The organism is Actinoplanes sp. DH11, from assembly GCF_020873875.1.
Lineage (GTDB): Bacteria > Actinomycetota > Actinomycetes > Mycobacteriales > Micromonosporaceae > Actinoplanes.
The window spans coordinates 1-24,387 of sequence record NZ_JAHWGU010000041.1; the positions used below are offsets into that span (position 1 = coordinate 1).

Below are 24,387 nucleotides of genomic sequence, written 5' to 3' on the forward strand. Positions count from 1 at the left end.
CTACGCTGTGGCTCTCGGCCACCGCAAGGTCTGATGTTGTGTCCACAACGCACAGACGATCATGCGGTGGCCGTCCTCGTTCCCGCGGGATCCGAGGTCACCTCACGAACGGCGGCTGCCGTACTAGGTCGTCTGCGGCCGTGGGCGGGCCTGACTGGTGTCATCCTGATCGACGCTCGCGATGTCTTACCCGCAGCATTCTGACGACAGCGGCAGCGCCGGCGGCCTCACCGGGTCGACCGGCTCCGAGCAGGCCCTCGGTGGGGTGCTGCCAGCGGACCAGGGTCTCGGCGTCGGGGAAGGTGACCAGTTGACCGGATTCGATCGCGGTGTGTAGGGCGGTGACCTTGCGACGCATGCGCCACGCGCAGGGCGCCAGAATCACTGCTACAGGCGCACGCGGGAGAACCGTTCGAGGGCGGCCGGAGATCTGGGAGGAATCCGCAAAGCGTCGAGGTCTTTGATCCGGGTTGGGTTGACCACCTCGAGCCACTCCCTGCCCTCGAAATCGGTCAGGCATCGCGCCATCGACCTCATGCAGCGCATTGAAAGCCAGCAAAAGTACGGCGTGACGATGTTGTCGACGTCTCGGCCATGCAGGTGCAGTTGTGCGGGGTCGAGGCCTCGTTCGAGCAGGTTGGCGAACACCGCGCGTCCCGCCCGGTGGAGCGGCTGGCCGGGCTTCACCTGCTGTGCAGGTGCTTATCCGCTAGCGGATGGCCGATGTCGCGGTCCTGGAGGGTCAACCGCTCGACGGTGATCGCGCCCGTTCCGATGCCCTCGAAGCTCCTCAGCTACCCGGCTGACGGGTTGCGGCGCCCGGATCGGTGCTCTGTTCAAGGGCCGTCCACCACTCCTCCAGCTCATCGACCCGGCTCTGGAGTGCGGCGTTCGCCGCCCGGGCCATCGCCAGTTCCTCGGTCAGCGCACCGATCGGCCCGGAGGCGGTCAGGGCGTCGAGCCAGCCCGCGACCAGCCGATCCTCAGTGGCGACCCTGCGGAGCGCGGAGGCGACCACCTCCGGCGACAACTCAGCCACGAACTCTCTCGGGAGCGTGAGCAGGCGAGCGACCTCGCCGAGGTTCCGCGCGGCGCTCATCTGGCGCCGAAGGCGCTCGGCGGACGGCACCGCCGGTTCGACCGGTGTCGCAGCCGCGATCGGCTTGGCGGGAGAAGGAGCGGGCTTCGACACAGGCGCGGGCGTAGGTGCCGGCTCCGGGTCAGGCTCGGCCTCTGATGGGAGTTCGGGAAGGTCGTCCCCCACCCAGGCATAGGCTAGAGTGTCGCCCTTCTGCCGTCGGACGACATTTGGCCACTTGGGCAGAACCGCCAGCGCCCGCGGTCCGTGCCGGGCCCAGGTCTCGTTCCGGAGGCCGAGCTCGGCCAGACGCTCCCGGATCTCTCGCACCTTCAGCGGGACCGACGATTCGGCCAACAGGTGGAGAACCACCGCGAGGGGCTCTTGGGCGAAGACGGCGTGGAACAGCCGGGAGTCGGACAGAGCCAGGAAACGCAGCGAACCCCTCGTCGCGACGTGAACGCCAGCGCCCCGTGGGACAAGCTCTTCCTCATCGGTGTCATCCCACTGGACCTGATAGTTTGTCCCGTCATCCGCGAGGATCGATCCGGCTCGGGTACGGCGTACGCCGAACGAATCGGACACTCGGACCAGACCCTGATCTGCGCTCACGAATGCGACTGTAATGGTTATCGTCGCGGCCGAGGCGTCGGCCGGAGCCAGCCCATCCTGGCCAGGCTCATCGGCCGTGTGCGCCCAGCGGCGGCTTGGCGGAACAACTCTGAGAGGAGATGGGTCGCGCTTGCCGGCCGCCCGTACGGACAGATTGGTGAGCTTGTCACTCGGTTGGAGGTCGAGCGTGAACGTGTGTCCGTCCCGGGGGGCTTCCTGGACGCGCTGCTGGCGCATGGGCGTGGAGACCCGCCAGGCCGCCCAGCATCGAGAGGCAGTACGAAACGTTCAGTGCTGGCCGCGTAGACTCAGCCGGCGGCCGGACCCGTTAGACGCGTTCGCCGATGCCGAGTCGCGCGTGGACTTGCTGGGCTCGTTCCGCGGCCGCGCTGGCGCCATAACGGCGCGGCATCTCTTCCGAGGACCATCCCATCAGCAACATCAGGTCGCCGGTATCGCCACCGGCCAGCTTCCATTCATGGGCGAAGCTGTGCCGCCACCGCTGCGCATGGACATGCTCAACCCCAGCCCTGTCCCCCAGTTCCCGGAGCCGGATCTTGATGCCGTTCGGCTTCAGCGGCCGGGCGCCCTTCGCAGCGATCCACAACTGGTCGATGCCGGTCAGGCCCGGGCGTCGGCTGCGGGCGCGCACATACCGGCGCAGAGCACCCGCAGTCTTGGCCCCGAACCGCACCCGGCGTTGTTGCCGCCCTTACCCATCAGGACGACCGAGTCAGTATCCAGATCGACGTCAGGCACCAGGAGATCGCCGATCTCAGCCAGCCGGCCCCCGGTGTTGTAGAACATCCTAACCAGCGCCTGGTCGCGCAGCTGCATGAAGCCGCGCCCCTCACAGACCTCGAGAATGCGTCGCGTTTCCTCATCGCTGATGACCTCGACAAGCTTCTGCACCGCTGTCGGCTGCGGCACGCCGTCCATCGGCGACCGCTCAACTTCGCCCTCGATGACAAGCCAGCGGAAGAACCGCTGCAACGCCTTGTACTTGTTCAACCCCGTTCCCGCCGAGCGCTCCTCGATCACCGACGCTTGAAACGCCGTCACCTGCCCGCTGTCCACCAAACTCGGATCGCAAGCGCCGCCTACCTCCGGCATCCGCTCGCCCAGATACGCGGCCAGTTGCGAAGCGGCGAGCACATAGTTGTACCGGGTGGTCTCCGGATGATTCGCGGCGCGCAACGAGCGGTCCCAGTCTCTCAGCGGCACCGCCCAGGCCTGACTCTGAACACCAGTCAGCAGATTCTCTATCTTCAATGCCAGCTCCCCGGTCAAGGAGTCGCTGCCCAGCACAGCCACCCGAGTCAAGGGCTCGCGCAGCGGCGTGCTCACGTCCCGCAGCCAAAAACTCCGGACCGCACCCCCGGCTCACGAGTAAAGGGTGGTGCCGCCGGGTCAACGGCCACAAGGGGAAACACCCGAACGGCCTACACGGCCCGTTGACCTGCAGCGATACACAGCGGAGCCTCGAAGACCCATTCGATCATCATCGGCGAAGGCGGCCAAGTAAAGGAGGCCAGGAAAACGACCTCCCGACCCACAAGATCGGCCTTGAACTGCGGAAACATCTTCCGGAATGCACTTCGATCCGCTCGCGCGGATGCCGAGTAAAGGGCTCCACGCACCCTTATGATCGATCAGCGTAAATAAAAAGAACGTCTTCGCAGGACTTTGACCTGCGAAGACGTTCCGAAAAGTCGGGCTGACAGGATTTGAACCTGCGACCCCTTGACCCCCAGTCAAGTGCGCTACCAAGCTGCGCTACAGCCCGATCCCGCCCCGAACCCAAGCCCGGCGCGACATCTCCTAAAGCTTACCAACCGCTACCCGTGCGCCTTACCCCGGCCCCCCGGGCCCAGCTTCTTGCGGGGCTTGACGGAGACCTCGATGGGGGTGCCCTCGAAGCCGAACTCCTCGCGGAGCTTGCGTTCGATGAAGCGGAGGTATCCCGCGTCGAACGGGCCCGTCGTGAACAGGACGAAGCGGGGTGGGGCGACGCCTGCCTGGGTAGCGAAGAGGACGCGGGGGGCGCGGCCGCCTCGGACGGGGTGGGGGGTGGCCTGGGTCAGGGCGGTGATCCACTGGTTGAGGGCGCCGGTGGGGATGCGCTGTTCCCAGGATGTGAGGGCGGTGCGCAGGGCGGGGGCCAGCTTGTCGACGGCTCGGCCGGTTTTGGCGGAGATGTTGACGCGTACGGCCCACTGGACCCGCTTCATGTCCCGGTCGATCTCTTTGTCCAGGAAGATGCGGCGGTCGGCGTCGACGAGGTCCCACTTGTTGTAGGCGATCACCAGCGCCCGCCCGGCCTCGATGACCTGGGAGATGACGCGCTGGTCCTGTTCGCTGATGGTGTCGCCGGAGTCGAGCAGCACGACCGCTACCTCGGCGGCCTCGACGGCGCCGGCGGTGCGCAGGGAGGCGTAGTACTCCGTGCCCGACGCCTGGTGCACGCGGCGCCGCAGGCCGGCCGTGTCGACGAACTGCCAGAGCTCGCCGTCCATCTCGACCAGGCTGTCGACGGGGTCGACGGTGGTGCCGGCGACCGAGTCGACGACGGCGCGTTCCTCTTTGGCGAGCCGGTTGAGCAGGCTGCTCTTGCCGACGTTGGGCCGGCCGACCAGGGCGACGCGGCGCGGGCCGCGCGGGCCGCCCTCGGTGACGGGCGGGGTGGGCGGCAGCGCGGCGAGGATGTCGTCGAGCAGGTCACCGGAGCCTCGGCCGTGCAGGGCCGAGATGGGGTGCGGTTCGCCGAGGCCGAGCTGCCAGAGGGAGACGGCCTCGAGTTCGAGGTTCTGGTTGTCGGCCTTGTTGGCGATCAGGATCACCGGTTTGTGGCTGCGGCGCAGCATTCTCACGGCGGCTTCGTCGACGTCGGTGGCGCCGACGGTGACGTCGACGACGAAGAGCACGACGTCGGCGGTCTGCACCGCGATCTCGGCCTGGTTGGCGATCGCGGCGGCGCGGTCCCGGGCGTCGGGTTCCCAGCCGCCGGTGTCGACGACGGTGAAGCGGCGGCCGTTCCACTGCGCGTCGTAGGGCACACGGTCACGGGTCACCCCGGCCACGTCCTCGACGACCGCCTGGCGGCGCCCGATGATGCGGTTGACAAGCGTGGACTTGCCCACGTTGGGACGGCCGACGACGGCCACGACGGGCACCGGGCCGGTGAACTGCTCGTCCGGGGAGTCCGACGAGGTGGCCGAGAAATCGAGACCGCCCTCGAAATCGTTGAGATCGAGACCGGCGGGAAGATCAGTCACTTACTTACCTTGCTGTTGAGCAGCCCGAGCAGATGCGCCACGACCTCGTCGATGCCCATCCCGGTGGTGTCCACCTCGATGGCGTCGGAGGCCTGGCGCAGCGGGTCGGCCGCGCGGCTGGAGTCGAGCTTGTCGCGGCGGGCCAGGTCGGCCTCGGTGGCGGCGACGTCGGTGGCGTCCTCGGCGCTGCGCCGGGCGGCGCGAGCGGCGGCGGACGCGGTCAGGTAGACCTTGAGGTCGGCGTCGGGCGCGACCACGGAGGCGATGTCACGGCCTTCGACAACGATCCGCGGGTGCCCGGCGATGATCGCCTGCTGGAGCGCGACCAGGTGTTTGCGGACGGCGGGCACGGCGGCGACGGCGGAGACCGCGCCGGTGACCTCGGCGCCACGGATCGGGGCGTCGACGTTCACCCCGTTCGCGGCGAAGTGCGGCGCGGCCGGGTCGGTCCCGATCGAGAGCTCGGTCTCCAGCGCGATCTTGGCGATCGCGTCCGGGTCGGCGAGGTCGGCACCGCCCTGGAGCACGGCCCAGGTGATCGCCCGGTACATCGCCCCGGTGTCGAGGTAGACCCCGTCGATCGCCGCGGCCAGCCGCCGGGAAACGGTGGACTTGCCCGAACCGGACGGGCCGTCGACGGCAACCACGCACGTTTCCGGCCGTTCCTGAAGCGCCACCGTTCCTCCTCACGTCCCCACGGCAACCAACCCTCCCATTGTGCCCGCCCATGCCATCACCGACGAACCCGGGCTCTGCCAAGAAGACGATCAAGATTGAGGGGTACGCGTATCGGCCCTCCCCCGACCGCAACCACCCCTAACCAGGCCACCGCGCCTGCCCGGCAGCACAGAGCTTCCCGGCCACACCCGTGCGAGCGGCCACACCCGTGCGGGCCGCCACACCCGTGCGGGCCGCCACACCCGTGCGGGCCGCCACACCCGTGCGGGCCGCGACCCAGGCGCGCCGGGTCAGCTCGCGGTGAGCGTGGGCAGCAGGCGGGCGGTGATCTGGCCCAGCCGTTCGACGTCCTCGTCGCTCAGGTGGTCGAAGACCAGCCGGCGTACCTCGGCCACGTGCCCCGGCGCCGCATCCCGCAGCGTGTCAAGGCCACTGGCCGTCAAGTGGGCGATCTGCCCCCGTTTGTCGCTGGGGCAGGCCTGCCGCTGCACCCAGCCGCGCTGTTCCAGGCTGGCCACGGCGTGTGACAGCCGGCTCGTGGTGGTGCCGACGCGGCGGGCGAGATCGGTCATCCGCATGCATCGGCCCGGCTCGTCGCTGAGGTTGGCCAGGATCTGGTAGTAGGCGTGCGGGATCCCGGTGTCCTCGCGTAACTGCCGGTCCAGCGCGGCGGGCATCAGCATCAGGACCTGGGTCAGGTTCAGCCAGGTACGCATCTCGGTGTCGGTAAGCCACTGCGGCTGGGCCTCGGCGGTCACGATGTCATCCTGCCTGCCCGGCCGTCAGGACGTGCGCGTTGACGTCACGGACATGGTGCGCCAGGTCGGGCAGTTCGACCACGTCGACGCCGGCCAGGCGCAGCGTGTCGACGCCGTCGCAGTCGGCGAAGTGCAGGGGTTCGCGCAGCGCCAGGACCACCCGTCCGAGTCCGGCGGCGACGACGAGCCGGGTGCAGGACGCCGGGCGGGAGCGGCGGTGGGTGCACGGTTCCATCGTGGTGTAGATCGTGGCCCGGGACAGGTCGGTACCCGGCGTGATCTTGGCGAGGGCGGCTTCCTCGGCATGCTCGTGCGGGTCCGTCTCGCCGGTGTACCCGGTGGCCAGGATGCTGCCGTCGTGGTCGACGACTATCGCGCCCACGGCGTACCGGGTGTCGACTCGCGGCGCGAGCCGCGACACGGTGAGAGCCGCATGCATCCAGTCGACGTCCGACCCGACGGAAGCGGCCGGCAGGAGGGATGCGGCGGGCACGACGGCGGCAGCCGGCACGACGGAGGCGGGCGGCAGGACGGAGGCGGGCGGCAGGACGGCGCAGGGCAGGGCGGGCGCGGACACGTCAGCCGGCCAGCGGCAGGTCGAGCGTGTGCGCGGTGTGGTCCCGTTTCGCGGTCAGGTATCTCGCGTTCGCGCCGGTCAGGTGCACGCCGGTGGGGACGTGTTCGGTCACGCGTACGCCCAGAGCGCCGAGCTGGGCCGCCTTGTCCGGGTTGTTGCTGAGCATTCGGATCCGGTCGACGCCGAGCGCGGTCAGCATCTGCGCGGCCGGTGTGTAGTCGCGTTCGTCCTCGGCGTGCCCGAGCGCCAGGTTCGCCTGGTAGGTGTCGAGGCCGGTGTCCTGCAGCGCGTAGGCGTCCAGCTTGGCGTAGAGGCCGATCCCCCGCCCTTCCTGCCGCAGGTAGAGCAGGAAGCCGCCGGCATCGGTGATCCGCTCGACGGCCTCGCGCAGCTGCGGCCCGCAGTCGCAGCGCTCACTGCCGAAGACGTCGCCGGTCAGGCATTCGCTGTGCGGCCGCACCAGGGGCGCCTCCCCGCCGGTGGCCGTCGACGCCAGCGCGGCCCGCCACGGGCCGAGGCCGAGGGCGAGGTGTTCGCGGCCGTCGACCAGCCCGGTGAAGGTGAAGACGTCGGCGGTGGTGGCGTATCCGTCCGGGAACCGCAGGGGCACCGAGACCCGGGTCCGCACCCGTGTGGCTGGCACTTCCAGCGTGACCGTCATGCCGACCCCCAGTTGTTGAAGTTTCACCAAGAGCATCCGCCCCTTCTGTTGAAACTTCAAGAGTGGCGATCACCACCCGGCGGCCGACGACTCCGACGGCGAACGCGAAGGCGAGTCCGCGCGAACCCGGCGCCGCGTGGACAGGCGTGGCTCCAGCAGCACCACCACGAACGCCAGCAGGCTCAGCACCGCGCCGGCCAGGGCGACGCTGCGGACACCGGCCACCGGGATCAGAAGGCTGCCCAGCAACGCGCCCGCGGTGATGCCCACGTTGAACGCGGTCGACGTGCCGGCCGAAGCCATGTCCGTGCTGCCCGGTGCCGTCTCCATCGCCCGTACGCCCAGGCCTGAAGCCATCGCCGCCAAGCTGAATCCGGCGGCAGCCAGGGTGATCACCGTCATCGTCGCCGACGTGCCGAACACCCACTGCAGGAGCAGCGCCACCGCCTGGAGACCGATCGTCACGACCATCGTCAGCCAGCCGTTGCGGGCCACCATCCAGCCGGCCGCGAAGACACCCGCCAGGCCGGCCAGGCCGCGCACGAACAGCAGCGGACCCACCGCGGACTCGCCGAAACCGCTCACCTCGGTGAGGAACGGGCTGATGTAGGTGAGCGCGACGAACGCCCCGGCCACGGCGAGCGCGGTGTAGACCACGATCGTCCAGTAGCGGCCCGCGTCCGGCCTCGAACCGAACGCGGTCTCGGCCTGGCCCGGCGGCGCGCCCGGCATCAATACCAGCACCGCCACCAGGATCAGCGCGCCCACCACGCTGAGCGCGAGGAACGCGACCCGCCAGCCGGCCTGCTGCCCGATCCAGGTGCCGGCCGGAACACCGGCGAGGGCGCCGAGCGTGCTTCCCGCGTACAGCAGGGAAACCGCACGCGGGCGCGCCCCGGCCGAGAAGAGCGCCGCGGCGGCGGGAGTGACCACCGACCAGAAGACGGCCTGGCTCATCGCGACCACGATGCGGGCACCCATCAGCGGCCCGTATCCGTCCAGCAGCGCCGACGCCGCGTTGCCCACGACGAAGATCGCGAGCAGCAGGCAGAGCAGCAGGCGGCGCGGCATCCGGTGGGTGATTTTGGTGAGGGGTACGGAGGTGAGCACCACGACCAGGCCGTACACCGTGACCAGCAACCCGACCTCGGAGACCGTGCTGCCCAGGTCATCGGCGATCAGTGGGAGCAGGCCGATCGGCAGCGTCTCGGCGGTCACGTAGGCGAAGGTGGACAGCATCAGCGCCAGCAGCGTGACGACCGCCCTCATGCGGCTTTTCTCATGCACGGTCCGCTCATGCGCCGAGCTTGCCGCAATCGGCCATGGCGTGCGACCTATATCGTCCCGGGACGACCGTCGATGCGAAGGAGGACCCGGCCGTGCGGGTCATGACGACTGCCGTGCTGCTGCTGATCGGGCTCACCGGTTGCGCGTCGTCCGGCAACGCGGCGGATGACGCCATCGACCGGACGGCCGCCGCCATCGCGCGCGAGGTCTCCGTGGCGCTCGCCAACCTCAGCCCCGGCGACTACGGCGAGGGCGGCGTCTCCTATCTGACCTCGGCGGTCATCACCCGCCGGGGCGAGGTGCTGGGCTCGGACCGGATCGACACGATAGAGCTGGACGCGCTGCAGGCGTGGGTGGACACCAGGTTCACGGCCACGGCCAGCGGCGGCTACCTCGGGAAGGCGCAGCAGAGCGCCACCCGGTGCCTGCGGTTCGAGGTGCGCTGGTCGTACGGCGACTACGTGACCCACCACCCGATCGACTGCCCGGCGTGATCACCCCGGGATCAGGTGGGCGACCGTCTCCAGGGCGGCCTCGCGGACGACGTAACGGGTGATGCCCCAGCGGCGCTCGTGGGCGCGCATCGCGGTGCGCATCTCGTCGAGCGTGCCGATCAGGGCGAACGGCGCGGTGAGCAGGTCCGCGACCGGCATCCCCAGACGCTCGGCGTGCGGCGCGGCCGCCTTCTCCGCGTCGTCGGTGAGCTCGACCATCTGGACGAGTGCCTCCAGCACAGGCCCCCGCTCCCGGTCGGCGCTGCCGGCCACCACCCGACCGACCTGATGATCGATCTGCTCGGGCTTCCAGCGCGCCTCGTGCCGGTGCCCGTCCGCCAGGGTCCGCCCCAGACCGCTGAGGCCGACGACGTCGGCGTGCTCGCCGGCCCAGCGCAGCATCCGCGAGTTCGCCGTGCCGAGCGTCAGCGGAATCCGGCCCTGCACCGGCCGGGGTCCTTCCAACTCCCCGTCGAGCAGTTCCCGGACCCGCCGTGCCACCGCCAGGCAGCGGTCCACCCGTCCCCGGACGTCCGGCCGTTCCCGCCCGATCGCCAGCCACTCGGCGGGCGTGTGCCCCGCGCCGATGCCAACCCGGGCGCGCCCACCCGACACGACGTCGAGGGTGGCCACGTCGGCGGCGATGTGGACGGCCTCCCGGACACCGGCGTTCGACACGTTCGACCCGAGCCCGATCCGCGTCGTGACGGCGGCCGCGGCAGCGAGCGCCACGAACGGGGAGGCGGACGTGCCGGGATGGTCGGCGGCGAGAAGGTACTCGAACCCGAGCTCCTCGGCACGCACGGCAAGGGCGCGCCAGGAGACGGCGTCGGCAGGCTGCGCCTGAAGGGAGAACATCCGGGCAGCCTCGCACCGCACACCCGGCGAACGGAATGCGTTTCTGCGCAGGGCAGAGACGGGCGGCCACAAGCCCCGGCCCGAACGTTCACAACGCGATCACATCTATTGACTTTCGATAGGTAGTGAGCGAATCTCGATGGGTGCTTACCGAAAAACGAGTGGTTGCGCCGCTTCGGGGCGTGCTGGTGGTGCTCTTCGGCATCCTGGTGATGTTCCAGACCGTGTCGTTCCCGGGGCAGTTCGCCTCGATGGCCCGCGAGGACCCTGACTTCGCCCCGCTGCGCTGGCCGGCCACCGCGATCGTGGTGTTCTGGCTGCTCTGCGGCCAGGTGGTGATCGTGTCCACCTGGAAGCTGCTGACCCTGGTCACGAAGGACCGGATCTTCAGCGACGCGTCGTTCAAGTGGGTCGACGCGATCCTCTGGGCGATCGGTGCGGCCTGGGTGGTGCTGGTCGGCGTCTTCCTCGTCGTGGGGTTCAACGCCGACGATCCGGGGGTGCCCCTGCTGATGTTCCTGATGGTGGTCGGCGTGACCGCGCTGGAGCTGCTCATGCTGGTCATGCGGGCCCTGCTGCGACGGGCCACCACCCTGAACACCGAGATGCAAGCGGTGATCTGATGCCGATCGTCGTACGCATCGATGTGCAGCTCGCGAAGCGCAAGATGAGCGTCGGAGAGTTCGCCGAGAAGGTGGGTCTGACCCCGGCGAACGTGGCGGTGCTCAAGAACGGCCGGGCGAAAGCCGTCCGGTTCAGCACGCTCGAAGCGATGTGCCGGGTGCTGGACTGTCAGCCCGGCGATCTCCTGGAGTTCGTGGCGACAGAAGAAGAGACGCAAGAGGAAGAAGAGGTGGGAGACGCATGAGATATCTGGCCATGCTGCCGTTGATCGCGCTCGGGGTGGCGGCGGTCGTCCTCGGCGAACAGGACGACTCCCCCGGCCTGCAACTGATCGGCGTCGTCCTGGTGGCGACGGCCGCGTTCCTGACGGTCCGCACCTTCCGCCGCTCCCGGCGCCGGCTGCCGGGCCCGACGAACGGCTGAGCGCCGCCGCCGGACCCGGGGCCGGCCGGCTACGCCAGCGGGGTCTGCAACTCGGTGACCCAGTCGTCGCGGTTTTCCGGGCACTCCAGGCTGACCTCGCGGGCGTACCCGGCGGCCCGGTACCCGTTGCCGTCGATCCAGCGGGTCAGGGTCTGCTCGGTCGGCACGACCGCGTCCATCGAGCCGTGATGCACGATCGTCGCCGCTTTCGCGATCGGCGGCAGGTCGACCACCCGCAGCCCACCGGGCAGCGCCGAGGACGGCAGCGACGACGACGACACCTCGATGCCGGCGTGCACCGTGATCCGGCCGTCCGCCGCGTCCTCGTACCAGGCGACGCCGGGACCGGTCGGCGTGATGCCCGCATCCGTCAGACGCTCGAGCAGCTGCTCGTAGAGTGGGCCGATCACCGGCCCGATGTCCTCCGGCGCGTAGCTGCCGGCGGTCGCCGACAGCGCTGCCACCCGCAGCGCGGGGATGGGTTTGACGACTACCTCGTTCGTGGGCATGCGCCCCTCACTTTCGATGGCTCGGAGACGCCCCTCCACCTGCACCAGTCGCGCCGCGGCGGCCGTCACCGCCGCCTCCAGTTCGGCCCGTCGCAGCCGCAGCATGCCCCGCAACTCGTCCGGGCCCACCGCCTCGTCGATGATCGCGAGGACCTGTTGCAGGGTGAACCCGAGATCCTTGAGCGCGACGATCCGGTTGAGCCGGGAGAGCTGACCTGCCGTGTAGTAGCGGTAGCCGCTGGCCGGGTCGACGTGGGCGGGGCGGAGCAGACCGGTGGCGTCGTAGTGGCGCAGCATCCGGACCGACACGCGTCCCGTGCGGGCGAAGTCTCCGATGGTGAACATGATGTCTCCGACTTCAGCGCCTGACACGGTGTGAGGGTCAAGCATCACTCCGGGATAGGTATCGGATTGGCATGGCCCCAGACATTGCCCTGCGTCGATCAGCAGTGGTGGGGTGGGTGCACCATTCCCCCTGATCCCGGAGGTCGTTCATGAGACGACGTTCCCTCGCGGCCTTCGCCGCTGTCACGCTCTGCGCGACCGCGGCGATCACCGCGTCCGCCCCCGCGGGGGCGGGGCCGGCCCCCGACCCGGCCGCCGAGTACGAGATCTCCGACGTGCGCACCGAGGCGCAACGCAACAAGATCGCTCGTACGGGAGCCGCCATCGAGGACATCGAGCACGGTGTGGCGGCAGTGACCGCGACCGGCGCCGAGGTCAGCAAGTTGCGCAAGCTCGGCTTCACCGTCCAGGAGGCGGCCGGGCACGGAGCCGCCGGGCACGACCACAGCGGTGACGTGTCCGCGCTCGACTTCCCGCCGGCGGACTCGGCGTACCACAACTACGCCGAGATGATCGCCAAGGTGAACGCCGCGGTCGCCAATTACCCGGCCATCGCCAGCAAGCGGGTGCTCGGCAAGACGTACGAGGGCCGCGACATCGTGGCCGTCAAGATCTCCGACAACGTGGGCACCGACGAGGCCGAGCCGGAGGTGGTGTTCCAGGCCAACCACCACGCCCGCGAGCACCTCACCGTCGAGCAGGCGCTCTACCTGCTGGCCCAGTTCACCGGCGGGTACGCGTCCGACACCCGGGTCCGCAACATCGTGAACAGCCGGGAACTCTGGATCATCCCCTCGGTCAATCCGGACGGCGCCGAGTACGACGTGGCAACCGGCAGTTACCGGTCGTGGCGCAAGAACCGGCAGCCGAACAGCGGTTCCAGCTACGTCGGCACCGACCTGAACCGCAACTACGGCTACCGGTGGGGCTGCTGCGGCGGCTCGTCGGGCAGCACCTCGTCGGCGACCTACCGCGGCCCGTCGGCGTTCTCCGCGCCGGAGACCCGGGTGATCCGGGACTTCTACAACAGCCGGGTGGTCGGCGGCGTCCAGCAGGTCAAGGCCGTGATCGACTTCCACTCGTACTCGCAGCTGGTGCTCTGGCCCTACGGGCACACCACCGCGAACACGGCCACCGGCATGACCGCGGACCAGGCCAACACGTTCGCCACGTTCGGCCGGCAGATGGCCGGAACCAACGGTTACACACCGCAGCAGTCCAGCGATCTCTACATCACCGACGGTGACTCGCTCGACTGGCTGTGGGGCGTCCACAAGATCTTCGCCTACACCTTCGAGCTCTACCCGGGCAGCGCCTCGGGCGGCGGCTTCTACCCGCCGGCCAGCGTCATCCCGCGGGAGACGTCGCGCAACCGGGAGGCCTCGCTGCTGCTGGCGGAGGTCGCCGACTGCCCGTACAAGGTGATCGGCAAGCAGGCACAGTACTGCTCGTAGGACGCGGCTGGCAGCTCGTAAATCCGGTTGCCGGCAGTGCCGGCAACCGGTGAGGCTGCACCGGATGAGCCTCGACGAGACGACCGTGCGGACGCTGGTGTCCGGCCAGTTCCCCGAGTGGGCGGGCCGCCCGGTCCGCCGGGTCCGCTCCCACGGCACGGTCAACACCATTTTCCGCATCGGCGACGACCTCACCGCGCGCTTCCCGCGCCTGCCGGCCACCACCCCCGAGCCTGCCGAGGCCGAAAAGATCCGGCGACAGATCGAGGCCGAGGCGTACGCCGCCGAGCACCTGTACGGCCGCACCAGGTTCCGCACGCCCGCACCCGTCGCCATCGGCACCGCGGCACCCGAGTTCCCGCTGCCCTGGTCGGTGCAGACGTGGCTGCCGGGCACGGTGGCCACCGACGACGATCCGGGCGACTCCGCACTGTTCGCCGCGGACCTGGTCGAGTTGATCACCGCGATGCGTGCGGTCGGCACCGGTGGCGCGGTCTTCTCGGGCCGGGGCCGCGGCGGCGTGCTGGCCGGCCACGACGAGTGGATGCGGACCTGTTTCGCGCACAGTGAGCGGCTTCTCGACGTACCCCGCCTGCGCAGCCTGTGGGACAAGATGCGTGGGCTGCCCCGCGGCAGCGACCCGGACGTGATGAGTCATCAGGACCTGATGCCCGGCAACCTGCTGGTGGCCGGCGGCCGCCTGACCGGCGTCCTGGATGTCGGCGGTTTCGGCCCGGCCGACCCGGCGCTGGACCTGCTCAGCGCCTGGCACCTGCTCGAACCGGGTCCGCGCGACGTGCTGCGGGCCGGCCTGAGCTGCGACGACGCGGAGTGGGCGCGCGGGCAGGCCTGGGCGTTCGAGCAGTCGATGGGGCTGGTCTGGTTCTACGAGCACAGCAACCCGGTGATGGCCGGGATCGGCCGCCGGACCCTGGACCGCATCCTCGCCGACCCGGCCGTCTGACCGGCGCGGCCACCGGGAGGTGTGGTCGACGATATGAGCGACGTGAGATTTAAACATTTGCCACTATGAATGGCACGCTCCTTGCAGAGGCGCTACTCACTCCGGCGCGCCCCGACCGAGGAGGACCCCCCGATGCGCAGATGGCGAACCCTTCTGGCGACCGCGGCAGCGGCGATCACCGCGATGACGATGGGCGTGCTGGCCGCACCCACGGCGGCCACGGCCGGAGATGTCACCCCGTACGTCGTCGGCGGCACCCGCGCCGCCCAGGGCGAGTTCCCGTTCATGGTGCGGCTCTCGATGGGTTGCGGCGGCGCGCTCTACAGCCCGACGCTCGTGCTCACCGCCGCGCACTGCGTCAGCCGGACCGGCGCCAACACGTCGATCACCGCCACCCTCGGAGCGGTCGACCTCCAGTCGAGCACCCGGATCACCCGCCGGTCCAACTACGTCTACCGGGCCCCCGGCTACAACGGCAACGGAGACGACTGGGCGTTCATCCGCCTCGCCAGCCCGGTGACCGGCGTCGCCACCCTGCCGATCGCGACGAGCACCGCCAACGACTCGGGGACCTTCACCATCGCCGGCTGGGGTGCGAACCGCGAGGGCGGCGCACAGCAGCGGTACCTGCTCAAGGCCACCGTCCCGTTCGTCAGCGACAGCACCTGCAACTCCAGCGCCATGTACGGCGGTGAGGTGATCGCGGCCGAGGAGATCTGCGCCGGCTACACCTCCGGCGGCATCGACACCTGCCAGGGCGACTCGGGCGGCCCGATGTTCCGCCGCGACGCGAGCAACGCGTGGATCCAGGTCGGCATCGTCAGCTGGGGCGACGGATGTGCCCGCCCCAACAAGCCGGGCGTCTACACCCAGGTCAGCTACTTCTCCGCGGCGATCCGCTCAGCGGCCACGAGCCTCGGCGGCTGACCCTCAGCCGTCGGCAGAGTTCCTTGGCTGATCCTCTGCCGTCGGCAGAGTCCCTTGGCCCGGCGGTGGGCGGCCGACCACAATCGGACGATGCCGGAGTCGAGGACCGTACAACTGAATGAGCTCCGATTGGCACTGCGGGTGTGGCAGGTCGCGGACAGCGACCACCCACCCGCAGTGCTGCTTCCCGCCACCGGCAAGACGGCGTCCGACTGGGATCAGATCGCCGCCGGCCTGTCGGCCGACCGGGAGGTCATCGCTGCCGACCTGCGCGGGCACGGTGCGAGCTCCTGGCCCGGCGCGTACGGTCTCGGCCTGTTCGCCGCCGACGTCATCGCCCTGCTCGACCACCTCGGCCCCGGGCCCGTCGACCTGGCCGGGCACTCCCTGGGCGGCCTCGTCGCCTGCCGGGTCGCCGCCGACCGGCCCGACCTGGTCCGCCGCCTCGTGCTCGAGGACATCGGCATGCCGCACCCGCGCGAACCCGGCATGCCGGCCCGCCCGGACGGCGAGTTGCCCTTCGACTGGCAGATGGTCGGACAGGTCCGCCCGCAGATCGACAACCCCGACCCGGCATGGCCGGAAATCATCTCCCGCATCACCGCACCCACCCTGCTCGTCGCGGGCGGCGCGGCAAGCCCGATCCCGCAACATCACATCGCCGAGCTGGCCGCAGCCCTGCCCGACGCCCGCCTGATCACGATCGAAGCCGGTCACCTGGTCCACGCCACGGAGCCGGCAGCGTTCCTGGCCGCGGTCCGCGCCTTCCTGACCGCTCCGCCTTCTTGACCGGCTCGCCCTGCTGGCCGGCTCGCCCGGCTGACCGGCTCGCCCGGCTGACCGGCTCGCCCGGCTGACCGAGCGAGGGCCACTCGGGCATGCGGGCGCCGCTACTCGTTGCGCGGCTCGCGCTGAGGGGCGGGCACTTCGGCCCGCCCCCGCATGTCCTACCGGCTGTTGCTACTTCTTCGCTGCGGGAGTCGCGCCCTCGTCAGCAGCACCTTCCTCAGCGGCGCCCTCTTCAGCAGCACCCTCCTCGGCGGCGCCTTCCTCAGCGGCACCCTCTTCAGCGGCACCCTCTTCAGCGGCGCCCTCTTCAGCAGCACCCTCCTCGGCAGCGCCTTCCTCGGCGGCACCGGCGCCGGCCGCGACCTTGGCGTCGGCCAGCGCGAGGCAGGCCTGGAGCAGGCTGCGCTGGGCGGAAACAACGGCGGCCGCAGCGGCGCCCGCGTCAGCAGCGCCCTCCTCGCCGGCGCCTTCCTCAGCCGCACCGCCTTCAGCGGCGCCCTCCTCGGCGGCACCCTCTTCAGCCGCACCGCCTTCAGCGGGGCCCTGCTCGGCGGCACCCTTCTCCTTGGCCGCCTTCTTCAGAACCTTGGCCCACTTCTTGGCCTGAGCCTTGTTCTCCGCCTTCTCCGCCTTCTCGGCCGCGGCACCCCCGGCAGCCGCGCCGTCACCGGCGCCTTCCTCGGCAGCACCCTCTTCGGCGCCCTCTTCGGCGCCTTCTTCAGCACCCTCGTCCGCGGCACCACCGTCCGCGGCTGCCACATCCGCCGCGAACTGGTCGCAGGCGGCCTCCAGCGCGACCGCCGAGGCGGCCGCCGCGTCCTCCGGCGCCTGCTGCTCGACCGGGGCCAGCTCCTCGCCGTCACAGATCACTGAACCGGCATTGACCTGCAGCTCCGTGCACTGCGACACGTCGAACTGCTGCCCGTCCACGCTCACCAGATCGGCGGCCTTCGTTCCGGTGCCGGCCGAGGCCAGCTGCACCCCGGTCACGCCGGTGGCGACCAGCACCCCGGCCACCACCACCGCCCCGATGGTCTTACGCCGGTTGCCGTCGTTGCGTCGGTACGTGCGCGACCTCATGATCACTCCTCGTCGTGGACGTCGATGTCACCCCGGTCGGGGGCACATACGGACATCGACGCCTGAGCGGTTCAAAACGAATTTCGGCCGATCACCGGAACGTGTGCGAAAACGCCTGTCAATGCCGCACCGGAGGAACCCGCTGACTGTTCCGCCCGTCTTGTGGGATCGGCCGTACCGGACGGCCTTGCCGGGGCAGACTGACCGCATGACGCACACCCTCGTACCCGGAGCGTCCGAGGTTGTCTGGAACCGGGCCTGCGCCGACCTGGGCGACAGCGTCGGCGACCGGCACCTTCGCGCCTTTTTGCTGGTCCACGGCATCGTCACGAACTGCGGCCCGGCGCACGCCGCGACCAGTTGCGAGCCCGCCGAGCTGACCGCCGCCGCCGACGGCTGCCGCTATCTGGGCCTGGACGGACTGGCCGCGGTGGTCCTGGAGTTGGCGGAGGCGGCCGGGAGCGCCGAGGACGAGCGCCGGGTCGACGCCGAATATTACGAACTCGTCCCGGACGACGCGACGATCCGCCGGGCGTTCGAGGCGCGGTTCGCGAAGACCCCCGAGGACTTCGAGGAGATCACCGCCCGCCGCTTCCCGAGCTACCGGACCGCCGTCCAGTAGCCGGCACCGACGAGCCAAGACCGGACCAGCCGGGACCGGACCAGCCGGGACCGGACCAGCCGGGACCGGACCAGCCGGGACCGGACCAGCCGGGACCGGACCAGCCGGGACCGGACCAGCCGGCGCCGGACGCGCCTGGCCGGACGGCTCGCAGTCGTCGGCCGAACGTATCGACCACCCCGAGCAGACAGCGTTGATCATCTATGCTCGCGGGCATCACATCGACGCGTTTCGTACGGGGGAAGTTCATGGCGCGTTCATCGCACCTGTCCCGGGCAGGGATCGTCCTGCTCACCACGATCGGTCTCGGTGCGCTCGCCGCACCGGCACAGGCCGCCTCCACCGGCGTGGTCTCGGTCGTCAAGACAACCCAGGTGAAGTACACCGCCGGCGCCGGCAAGGCCAACAAGGTCGCCGTCACCCGGTCCGGCCGGACCGTCACCATCGACGACAAGTTCAAGATCAAGGCCGGCAAGGGGTGCAAGGCGGTCAAGGGCGACAAGACCAAGGTCCGTTGCAAGCTGCCGAAGAACCCGACGAAGATCTTCGTGTACGCCGGCGGTAAGAACGACACGGTCACCAACAAGACCAGCATCCCGGCGCTGCTCGACGGCGGCACCGGCAACGACAAGCTGGTCGGCGGCCCGGGCACGGACGTGCTCAGTGGACAGTCCGGCGCCGACCGTCTCTCCGGCGGTGGCGGCACCATCTCCTGACCGGCGGCAGCGGCAACGACAAGCTCTGGGGCCAGGCCGGCAAGGACAGTCTGGCCGGCGGCCACGGTCACGACACGCTCTACGGCGGCGCGGGCAACGACGACCTCGACGGTGACAGCGGCTACATCGGGGACCGCGGCAACGACAAGCTCTACGGCGAGAGCGGCAACGACTGGCTCGAGGGCAGCTACGGCAAGGACCTGCTCTCCGGCGGCAGCGGCGACGACCACCTGGACGGTGACGTCAACGCCGAGGACACCTCGGGCGTGGTCGCCGCGGACGTGCTGCTCGGCGGCACCGGCAACGACACCGTCGACTACAACGGACGCGGCCTCACGGTCGCCGATCTGAGTGGCTCCCGGGGCAACGACGGCCAGCCCGGCGAGGGTGACACCGTCGGCTCCGACGTGGAGAACCTGACCGGCGGCGACGGGCGGAACGTGTTCACCGGCAACGCCGGCGCCAACCGGCTCACCGGCGGCGAGGGTGACGACCTGTTCCGCGGCGGCGCCGGAAACGACACGCTGTACGGCGGCTACGGCAAGAACGAACTGTACGGCGAGGCCGGCGACGACTCCCTCCACACCCGTGCGGCCGGGGACCCGGACCAGACCTCCGACCCGGACAAGGTCGACGGCGGCCCGAACACCGACACCTGCGTCGTCAGCGCCATCGACGCGGTCACCAACTGCGAGCGGCGCGGCTGAGCCAGCGCACGCACACGGCCGGGTGCCCGGGGGAAATCCCGGGGCGCCCGGCCGGTTCGTGCCGGCCCTGTTCCGGACGAAGCCTCGGCGCGCGGACCGGGCGCGGGATCAGGCGTGCAGCACGGTGAGTGCCAGCCGGATCAGGTGCCCGTCCATCCCGGTGCGCGCGTCGAACCGCACCCAGCGACTCAGATCCGTCACCACGTTCAGCGCCGCGTGCACCAGCACCCGCGCCTCCGCGACCGGGACCTCGGGACGTAACCGGCCGAGCAGCCGCACCCACTCCTCGACGTGCAGCCGCTGCACCTTGCGCAGCTCGTGCCGGTCGGCGTCGGGCAGGTTGTTGTTCTCCGCCAGGTAGACCGAGACCAGGGCACTGCGCTCGAACGTCAGCTCGACATAGGACCGGGCCATCCGGCGCAGGGCGTCCTCGTCGTCGCGGGCGCCGGACAGGGCCACCGCGGTGGTCTCGGCGACCCGCTCGGAGGCCCGGTAGAAGGCGGCGGCCAGGATGTCGGCCTTGCCGGGGAAGTAGCGGTACACACTTGACGCGTTGATCCCCGCGGCCCGGCCGATCTCTTCCACACCGACCGCGTGGTACCCGTACCGATGGAAGAGTTTGACCGCCTCGGCCAGCAGAATCTCGCGCCGCGCGCCCACCCGCACCGCCTGGTCGCCGGCGGGTCCGGCCGGGACCGGTGCCGGGGTCGGCGGCTCGCCGCGCAGCACCGCCCACGCCATCCGGCGCAGCGCGGCCTCACCGCGGCTCTTGGCGATCGCCGCGCGATGCGTGCCGAGACTGCCGAAGACGCTGAGCGTGGCGCGGACGAGCGCTTCCGCCTCCGGCCCGGTGAGTGCCGGGCGCAGAGCCAGCAGGGGTACGGCCAGACGCCGCACCAGCGTCTCCAGGACGTCCTGGAACTCGGCGCGGTGCTCGTCCCGCAGGTAACGCCACTCCCACTGGTAGAGCCCGGCCACCGTCCGCCCCCGCACGGCGAGCCGGGCCAGGACGGCGAGCAGGTCGTCCAGGTCCGGCGCCGCGGTGGCGTCGGTCGCGTCGAGCACCGTGGCGGCGAGCCCGCGGGTGGCGTGCACGAGCATCGCGTACTTGTTCGGGAAGTGCCGGTAGATCGCCGGTCCGCTGATCCCGACCGCGGTGGCGATCTCGTCGATGCCGACCCGGTGGTAGCCGCGTTCGCAGAACAGCTCGGCCGCGGCCAGGGCGAGTTGCGCCTTGCGGTCCTTGGGGCGTTTGCGGACCGCCGGCGCGGGTTCCCCGGGGGCCGCCTCCCCGGCCGGTGCCATGCTCACGCGGGACAGCCTAGTGGTGATCCGCAGTTCGCGGCATGGGCGTACTCCTAGCCTTGACATCAAGCGGAAACATCGGCAAAAGTTAGCCGCAATTCGCATCCGAGGGAGTTACCCGATGACTACCGAGGCCTTCGTCTACGACGCCGTGCGCACTCCGCGCGGGCGCGGCAAGAAGACCGGTTCCCTGCACGGGGTGAAGCCCATCTCGCTGGTCGTCGGACTCATCGACGAGCTGCGCCGGCGCTTCCCCGACGTCGACCCTGCCGAGATCGACGACATGGTGCTCGGCGTCGTGTCCCCGCTCGGCGACCAGGGCTCCGACATCGCCAAGACGGCGGCGATCGCGGCCGGCCTGCCCTACACGACGTCCGGGGTCCAGCTCAACCGCTTCTGCGGCTCCGGGCTGGAGGCGGTCAACATCGCCGCGCAGAAGATCCGTTCCGGCTGGGAGGACCTGGTCCTCGCCGGCGGTGTGGAGTCGATGTCCCGGGTGCCGATGGGCTCCGACGGCGGCGCCTGGGCGCTCGACCCGGAGACCGCGCTGCGGACCGACTTCGTGCCGCAGGGCATCAGCGCCGACCTGATCGCCACGATCGACGGCTACAGCCGGGAGACCGTCGACGCGTTCGCCCTGGGCTCGCAGCAGAAAGCGGCGAAGGCCTGGCAGAACGGTTACTTCGACAGGTCCGTGGTGCCGGTCCGCGACCGGAACGGACTGCTGATCCTGGACCGCGACGAGCACATCCGCGCGGATTCCACCCTGGACGGCCTGGGCAAGCTTCCGGCCTCGTTCCAGGTGATCGGCGACCAGGGCGGGTTCGACGCGGTCGCCCTGCAGAAATACCACTGGGTCGAGAAGATCAACCACGTGCACTCGGCGGGCAACTCCTCCGGGATCGTGGACGGCGCCGCCCTCGTCCTCATCGGCTCCGAGGCCGCCGGCAGCCGGGCCGGCATCCGGCCGCGCGCCCGCATCGTGTCGGCCGCGCTCAGCGGCGCCGACCCGACGATCATGCTGACCGGTCCGGCGCCGGCCTCGCGCAAGGCGCTGCGGAAGGCCGGCCTGACCGTCGACGACCTCGACCTCGTCGAGATCAACGAGGCGTTCGCGGCGGTGGTCCTGCACTACATCGAGGACATGAAACTCGACCCCGAGATCGTGAACGTCAACGGCGGCGCGATCGCCATGGGTCACCCGCTGGGCGCGACCGGCGCCATGATCCTGGGCACCCTCGTCGACGAGCTGGAGCGGCGCGGCGGGCGGTTCGGCCTGGCGACGCTCTGCATCGGCGGCGGCATGGGCATCGCCACCATCGTCGAGCGACTCTGAGGGGCTTGTTCACCATGACCGAAACCATCCGCTGGGACCGCGGTGACGACGGCATCGTCGTGCTCACCCTCGACGACCCGGGCCGCGGCGCCAACACCATGAACGACGCTTTCGTACGCAGCATGGGCGCGACCGTCGACCGCCTGGAGGCCGAACGCGACTCGATCACCGGCGTCATCATCACGTCGGCCAAGAAGTCCTGGTTCGCCGGCGGTGACCTGGACCAGCTCGGCAGCGTGCCGGCCGACCGCGGCGCCGAGGTCTTCGCCCTCTCCACCCAGGTCAAGGGCCAGCTACGCCGGTTGGAGACGCTCGGCAAGCCGGTGGTGGCCGCGCTCAACGGCTCCGCCCTGGGCGGTGGCCTCGAACTCGCGCTCGCCAGCCACCGGCGGATCGCCGTCAACGATCCGCGTCTGGAGGTCGGCCTGCCCGAGGTCACGCTCGGCCTGCTGCCCGCCGGCGGTGGCGTGGTCCGCACGGTCCGGCTGCTCGGCCTGCTCGTCGCGCTGACCCAGGTGCTGCTGCAGGGCACCCGGCACCGGGCGGCGGCGGCCAAGGAGCTCGGCCTGATCGACGAGCTGGTCGACACCCCGGAGCAACTGCTCACCGCGGCCCGCGAGTGGATCGCCGCCAACCCGGAAGCCGCGCAGCCGTGGGACACCAAGGGCTACCGGATCCCCGGCGGCACCCCGTCCACCCCGGCGCTCGCCGCGCAACTGCCGGCCTTCCCGGCGACCCTGCGCAAACAGCTCAAGGGCGCGCCCTACCCGGCGCCGCGCAACATCCTCGCGGCCGCCGTCGAGGGCGCCCAGGTGGACGTGGACACCGCGTTCGTCATCGAGACCCGCTACTTCGTCGAGCTGGTCACCGGCCAGGTCGCCAAAAACATGATCAAGGCGTTCTTCTTCGACCTGAACGAGGTCAACTCCCGCGACGTCGGCGACGTCCCGCCGATCACGAAGGTGGCGGTGCTCGGTGCCGGCATGATGGGCGCCGCGATCGCCTACGTCACCGCCCGCGCCGGGGTCCCGGTGGTGCTGCGGGACGTCTCGGCGGAGGCCGCGCAGCGCGGTAAGGCGTACTCGGAGAAGCTCGTCGCCAAAGCCGTCGGCCGTGGCCGGCTCACCCCGGAGAAGGGCCAGGCCCTGCTCGACCGGATCACCGCGACCGCCGACGTCGCCGACCTGGCCGGCGCCGACGTGGTGATCGAGGCGGTCTTCGAGGACCCGGCACTCAAGCACAAGGTGTTCGCCGAGATCGAGGACGTGGTCGCGCCGGACGCGCTGCTCTGCTCGAACACCTCCACCCTGCCGATCACGCTGCTCGCCGAGGGTGTGCGCCGTCAGGCCGACTTCATCGGCCTGCACTTCTTCTCCCCGGTCGACAAAATGCCCCTGGTCGAAGTGATCAAGGGCGAGAAGACCGGCGACGAGGCCCTGCGCCGCGCCCTGGCCGTGGTCACGTTGCTGCGCAAGACGCCGATCGTCGTCAACGACAGCCGGGGCTTCTTCACCAGCCGGGTGATCGGCACGTTCACCAACGAGGGCCTCGCGATGCTGGCCGAGGGCGTCCCCCCGGCCAGCATCGAGCAGGCCAGCAGCCAGGCCGGCTACCCCGCCCCGGTGCTCCAGCTGATGGACGAGCTCACCCTCACCCTCCCCCGCAAGATCCGCCGGGAGTACGAGGCCGCAGCCACCGCCGCAGGTCTCCCCTACCGGAGCCACCCGGCCGACGCCGTCATCGACCGCATGATCGACGAGTTCGAGCGCCCCGGCCGGTCCGGCGGCGCCGGCTTCTACGAGTACGCCGACGGCAAACGCACCCGGCTCTGGCCCGGCCTGTCCGCCTTCGCCTCCGACGCGGGCCGGCAGATCCCGTTCGAGGACATGCAGGAGCGGATGCTCTTCATCGAAGCCCTCGAAACGGTGAAATGCCTGGACGAGGGCGTGCTGACCTCGGTCGCGGAGGCGAACATCGGCTCCATCCTCGGCATCGGCTACCCCGGCTGGACCGGCGGCGTCCTGCAATACATCAACCAGTACCCCGGCGGCCTGCCCGGCTTCGTGGCCCGCGCCCGCGAGCTTGCCGAACGTTACGGCGAACGCTTCACGCCCCCGCCGCTCCTCCTGGCGAAGGCCGAGGCCGGCGAGACCTTCGCCTGACAGGCACCGAGCGGGCCGGTCACTCTCCCTCAGGGGTACGGGTGACCGGCCCACCCCGTGCGGCGATGTTGATCTGCCAGCGGCGCGAAATCGCGGTTCCAACCCCATGATCACAGCGATTTCGTAGCGCTAGCAGATCAACATCT

At 70.4% G+C, this 24,387-nt stretch carries 24 protein-coding genes, 1 tRNA gene and 3 pseudogenes; 15 read left to right on the forward strand and 13 right to left on the reverse strand.

Annotated features, from left to right (window positions below):
- Nucleotides 1–387: 387 nt before the first annotated feature.
- The 10 genes and pseudogenes from LPA41_RS37175 to LPA41_RS37225 all read right to left on the reverse strand — a co-directional run bounded on the left by LPA41_RS37175 (nucleotide 388) and on the right by LPA41_RS37225 (nucleotide 8,908).
- Complete coding sequence (locus tag LPA41_RS37175; RefSeq protein ID WP_229075983.1) at nucleotides 388–648, reverse strand: hypothetical protein; 261 nt, start codon at nucleotides 646–648, stop codon at nucleotides 388–390.
- 142 nt (nucleotides 649–790) lie between these two features.
- Complete coding sequence (locus LPA41_RS37180) at nucleotides 791–1,690, reverse strand: hypothetical protein (RefSeq protein ID WP_229075984.1); 900 nt, start codon at nucleotides 1,688–1,690, stop codon at nucleotides 791–793.
- A 328-nt stretch (nucleotides 1,691–2,018) separates the two neighbouring features.
- Nucleotides 2,019–3,037 (reverse strand): annotated as a pseudogene (locus LPA41_RS37190) (tyrosine-type recombinase/integrase).
- Nucleotides 3,038–3,402: 365 nt separating this feature from the next.
- A tRNA-Pro gene (locus LPA41_RS37195) sits at nucleotides 3,403–3,476 on the reverse strand.
- Between the two features lie 52 nt (nucleotides 3,477–3,528).
- Nucleotides 3,529–4,965, reverse strand: a complete 1,437-nt coding sequence (gene der / locus LPA41_RS37200; protein ID WP_308036664.1) for a ribosome biogenesis GTPase Der — start codon at nucleotides 4,963–4,965, stop codon at nucleotides 3,529–3,531.
- On the reverse strand, nucleotides 4,962–5,642 hold the full coding sequence (gene cmk, locus LPA41_RS37205) for a (d)CMP kinase (RefSeq protein ID WP_229075987.1): 681 nt from the start codon (nucleotides 5,640–5,642) through the stop codon (nucleotides 4,962–4,964). The genes der and cmk overlap by 4 nt, the downstream gene beginning before the upstream one ends.
- Nucleotides 5,643–5,933: 291 nt before the next feature.
- On the reverse strand, nucleotides 5,934–6,401 hold the full coding sequence (locus LPA41_RS37210) for a MarR family winged helix-turn-helix transcriptional regulator (RefSeq protein ID WP_229075988.1): 468 nt from the start codon (nucleotides 6,399–6,401) through the stop codon (nucleotides 5,934–5,936).
- Nucleotides 6,402–6,405: 4 nt separating this feature from the next.
- Nucleotides 6,406–6,840 carry a deaminase gene (locus tag LPA41_RS37215; protein WP_229076041.1) on the reverse strand — a complete coding sequence of 145 codons (435 nt, stop codon included), beginning with the start codon at nucleotides 6,838–6,840 and terminating at the stop codon, nucleotides 6,406–6,408.
- A 139-nt stretch (nucleotides 6,841–6,979) separates the two neighbouring features.
- Nucleotides 6,980–7,639 (reverse strand): GTP cyclohydrolase II, encoded by a 660-nt coding sequence (ribA, locus tag LPA41_RS37220; RefSeq protein ID WP_229076042.1) that lies wholly within the window; start codon nucleotides 7,637–7,639, stop codon nucleotides 6,980–6,982.
- A gap of 69 nt (nucleotides 7,640–7,708) precedes the next feature.
- The gene (locus LPA41_RS37225) at nucleotides 7,709–8,908 is read right to left on the reverse strand and encodes an MFS transporter (protein WP_229075989.1); all 1,200 of its coding nucleotides are present in this window, start codon (nucleotides 8,906–8,908) and stop codon (nucleotides 7,709–7,711) included.
- A 119-nt stretch (nucleotides 8,909–9,027) separates the two neighbouring features.
- Here LPA41_RS37225 and LPA41_RS37230 point away from each other — a divergent pair, with 119 nt between their 5' ends.
- Nucleotides 9,028–9,420: a hypothetical protein gene (locus LPA41_RS37230; protein ID WP_229075990.1), complete on the forward strand. Its 393-nt coding sequence runs from the start codon at nucleotides 9,028–9,030 to the stop codon at nucleotides 9,418–9,420.
- Here the strand turns inward: LPA41_RS37230 and LPA41_RS37235 are convergent, their stop codons facing one another.
- Nucleotides 9,421–10,278: an LLM class flavin-dependent oxidoreductase gene (locus LPA41_RS37235; protein ID WP_229075991.1), complete on the reverse strand. Its 858-nt coding sequence runs from the start codon at nucleotides 10,276–10,278 to the stop codon at nucleotides 9,421–9,423. It abuts the gene before it with no gap.
- Nucleotides 10,279–10,439: 161 nt separating this feature from the next.
- On the opposite strand from LPA41_RS37235, the gene LPA41_RS37240 reads away from it, so the two are divergent.
- Genes LPA41_RS37240 through LPA41_RS37250 form a run of 3 tightly spaced genes read left to right on the forward strand, consistent with a single transcriptional unit; the run spans nucleotide 10,440 to nucleotide 11,325 of the window.
- Entirely contained in the window at nucleotides 10,440–10,901 is a 462-nt protein-coding gene (locus tag LPA41_RS37240; protein WP_229075992.1) for a DUF2975 domain-containing protein, read from the forward strand.
- Entirely contained in the window at nucleotides 10,901–11,146 is a 246-nt protein-coding gene (locus LPA41_RS37245; protein WP_229075993.1) for a helix-turn-helix transcriptional regulator, read from the forward strand. Before LPA41_RS37240 ends, LPA41_RS37245 begins: the two co-directional genes overlap by 1 nt.
- The gene (locus LPA41_RS37250) at nucleotides 11,143–11,325 is read left to right on the forward strand and encodes a hypothetical protein (protein WP_229075994.1); all 183 of its coding nucleotides are present in this window, start codon (nucleotides 11,143–11,145) and stop codon (nucleotides 11,323–11,325) included. The genes LPA41_RS37245 and LPA41_RS37250 overlap by 4 nt, the downstream gene beginning before the upstream one ends.
- A gap of 29 nt (nucleotides 11,326–11,354) precedes the next feature.
- Here the strand turns inward: LPA41_RS37250 and LPA41_RS37255 are convergent, their stop codons facing one another.
- On the reverse strand, nucleotides 11,355–12,179 hold the full coding sequence (locus tag LPA41_RS37255) for a MerR family transcriptional regulator (RefSeq protein ID WP_229075995.1): 825 nt from the start codon (nucleotides 12,177–12,179) through the stop codon (nucleotides 11,355–11,357).
- A gap of 149 nt (nucleotides 12,180–12,328) precedes the next feature.
- On the opposite strand from LPA41_RS37255, the pseudogene LPA41_RS37260 reads away from it, so the two are divergent.
- The 9 genes and pseudogenes from LPA41_RS37260 to LPA41_RS37300 all read left to right on the forward strand — a co-directional run.
- Nucleotides 12,329–13,627, forward strand: a pseudogene (locus tag LPA41_RS37260) (M14 family metallopeptidase); the annotation flags it as partial.
- 70 nt (nucleotides 13,628–13,697) lie between these two features.
- Nucleotides 13,698–14,597 carry an aminoglycoside phosphotransferase family protein gene (locus LPA41_RS37265; RefSeq protein WP_229075996.1) on the forward strand — a complete coding sequence of 300 codons (900 nt, stop codon included), beginning with the start codon at nucleotides 13,698–13,700 and terminating at the stop codon, nucleotides 14,595–14,597.
- A gap of 132 nt (nucleotides 14,598–14,729) precedes the next feature.
- Nucleotides 14,730–15,524, forward strand: a complete 795-nt coding sequence (locus LPA41_RS37270) for a trypsin-like serine protease (RefSeq protein WP_229075997.1) — start codon at nucleotides 14,730–14,732, stop codon at nucleotides 15,522–15,524.
- A gap of 129 nt (nucleotides 15,525–15,653) precedes the next feature.
- Entirely contained in the window at nucleotides 15,654–16,313 is a 660-nt protein-coding gene (locus tag LPA41_RS37275; RefSeq protein WP_229075998.1) for an alpha/beta fold hydrolase, read from the forward strand.
- Between the two features lie 153 nt (nucleotides 16,314–16,466).
- Nucleotides 16,467–17,186, forward strand: coding sequence for a pentapeptide repeat-containing protein (locus LPA41_RS43440; protein ID WP_374238262.1), 720 nt, complete (start codon nucleotides 16,467–16,469; stop codon nucleotides 17,184–17,186).
- Between the two features lie 415 nt (nucleotides 17,187–17,601).
- Nucleotides 17,602–18,015, forward strand: a complete 414-nt coding sequence (locus tag LPA41_RS37285) for a hypothetical protein (RefSeq protein WP_229076000.1) — start codon at nucleotides 17,602–17,604, stop codon at nucleotides 18,013–18,015.
- A gap of 248 nt (nucleotides 18,016–18,263) precedes the next feature.
- Entirely contained in the window at nucleotides 18,264–18,731 is a 468-nt protein-coding gene (locus LPA41_RS37290; RefSeq protein WP_229076001.1) for a hypothetical protein, read from the forward strand.
- A pseudogene (locus LPA41_RS43445) lies at nucleotides 18,728–18,913 on the forward strand (calcium-binding protein); the annotation flags it as partial. The gene LPA41_RS37290 and the pseudogene LPA41_RS43445, both read left to right, overlap by 4 nt.
- Before the next feature lie 84 nt (nucleotides 18,914–18,997).
- On the forward strand, nucleotides 18,998–19,438 hold the full coding sequence (locus tag LPA41_RS37300; protein WP_229076002.1) for a hypothetical protein: 441 nt from the start codon (nucleotides 18,998–19,000) through the stop codon (nucleotides 19,436–19,438).
- 108 nt (nucleotides 19,439–19,546) lie between these two features.
- Here the strand turns inward: LPA41_RS37300 and LPA41_RS37305 are convergent, their stop codons facing one another.
- On the reverse strand, nucleotides 19,547–20,743 hold the full coding sequence (locus tag LPA41_RS37305) for a TetR/AcrR family transcriptional regulator (protein WP_229076043.1): 1,197 nt from the start codon (nucleotides 20,741–20,743) through the stop codon (nucleotides 19,547–19,549).
- Between the two features lie 121 nt (nucleotides 20,744–20,864).
- On the opposite strand from LPA41_RS37305, the gene LPA41_RS37310 reads away from it, so the two are divergent.
- Together LPA41_RS37310 and LPA41_RS37315 are read left to right on the forward strand one after the other, a co-directional pair.
- Nucleotides 20,865–22,079 carry an acetyl-CoA C-acetyltransferase gene (locus LPA41_RS37310; RefSeq protein ID WP_229076003.1) on the forward strand — a complete coding sequence of 405 codons (1,215 nt, stop codon included), beginning with the start codon at nucleotides 20,865–20,867 and terminating at the stop codon, nucleotides 22,077–22,079.
- Between the two features lie 14 nt (nucleotides 22,080–22,093).
- Complete coding sequence (locus tag LPA41_RS37315) at nucleotides 22,094–24,241, forward strand: 3-hydroxyacyl-CoA dehydrogenase NAD-binding domain-containing protein (protein ID WP_229076004.1); 2,148 nt, start codon at nucleotides 22,094–22,096, stop codon at nucleotides 24,239–24,241.
- Nucleotides 24,242–24,387: the final 146 nt, after the last annotated feature.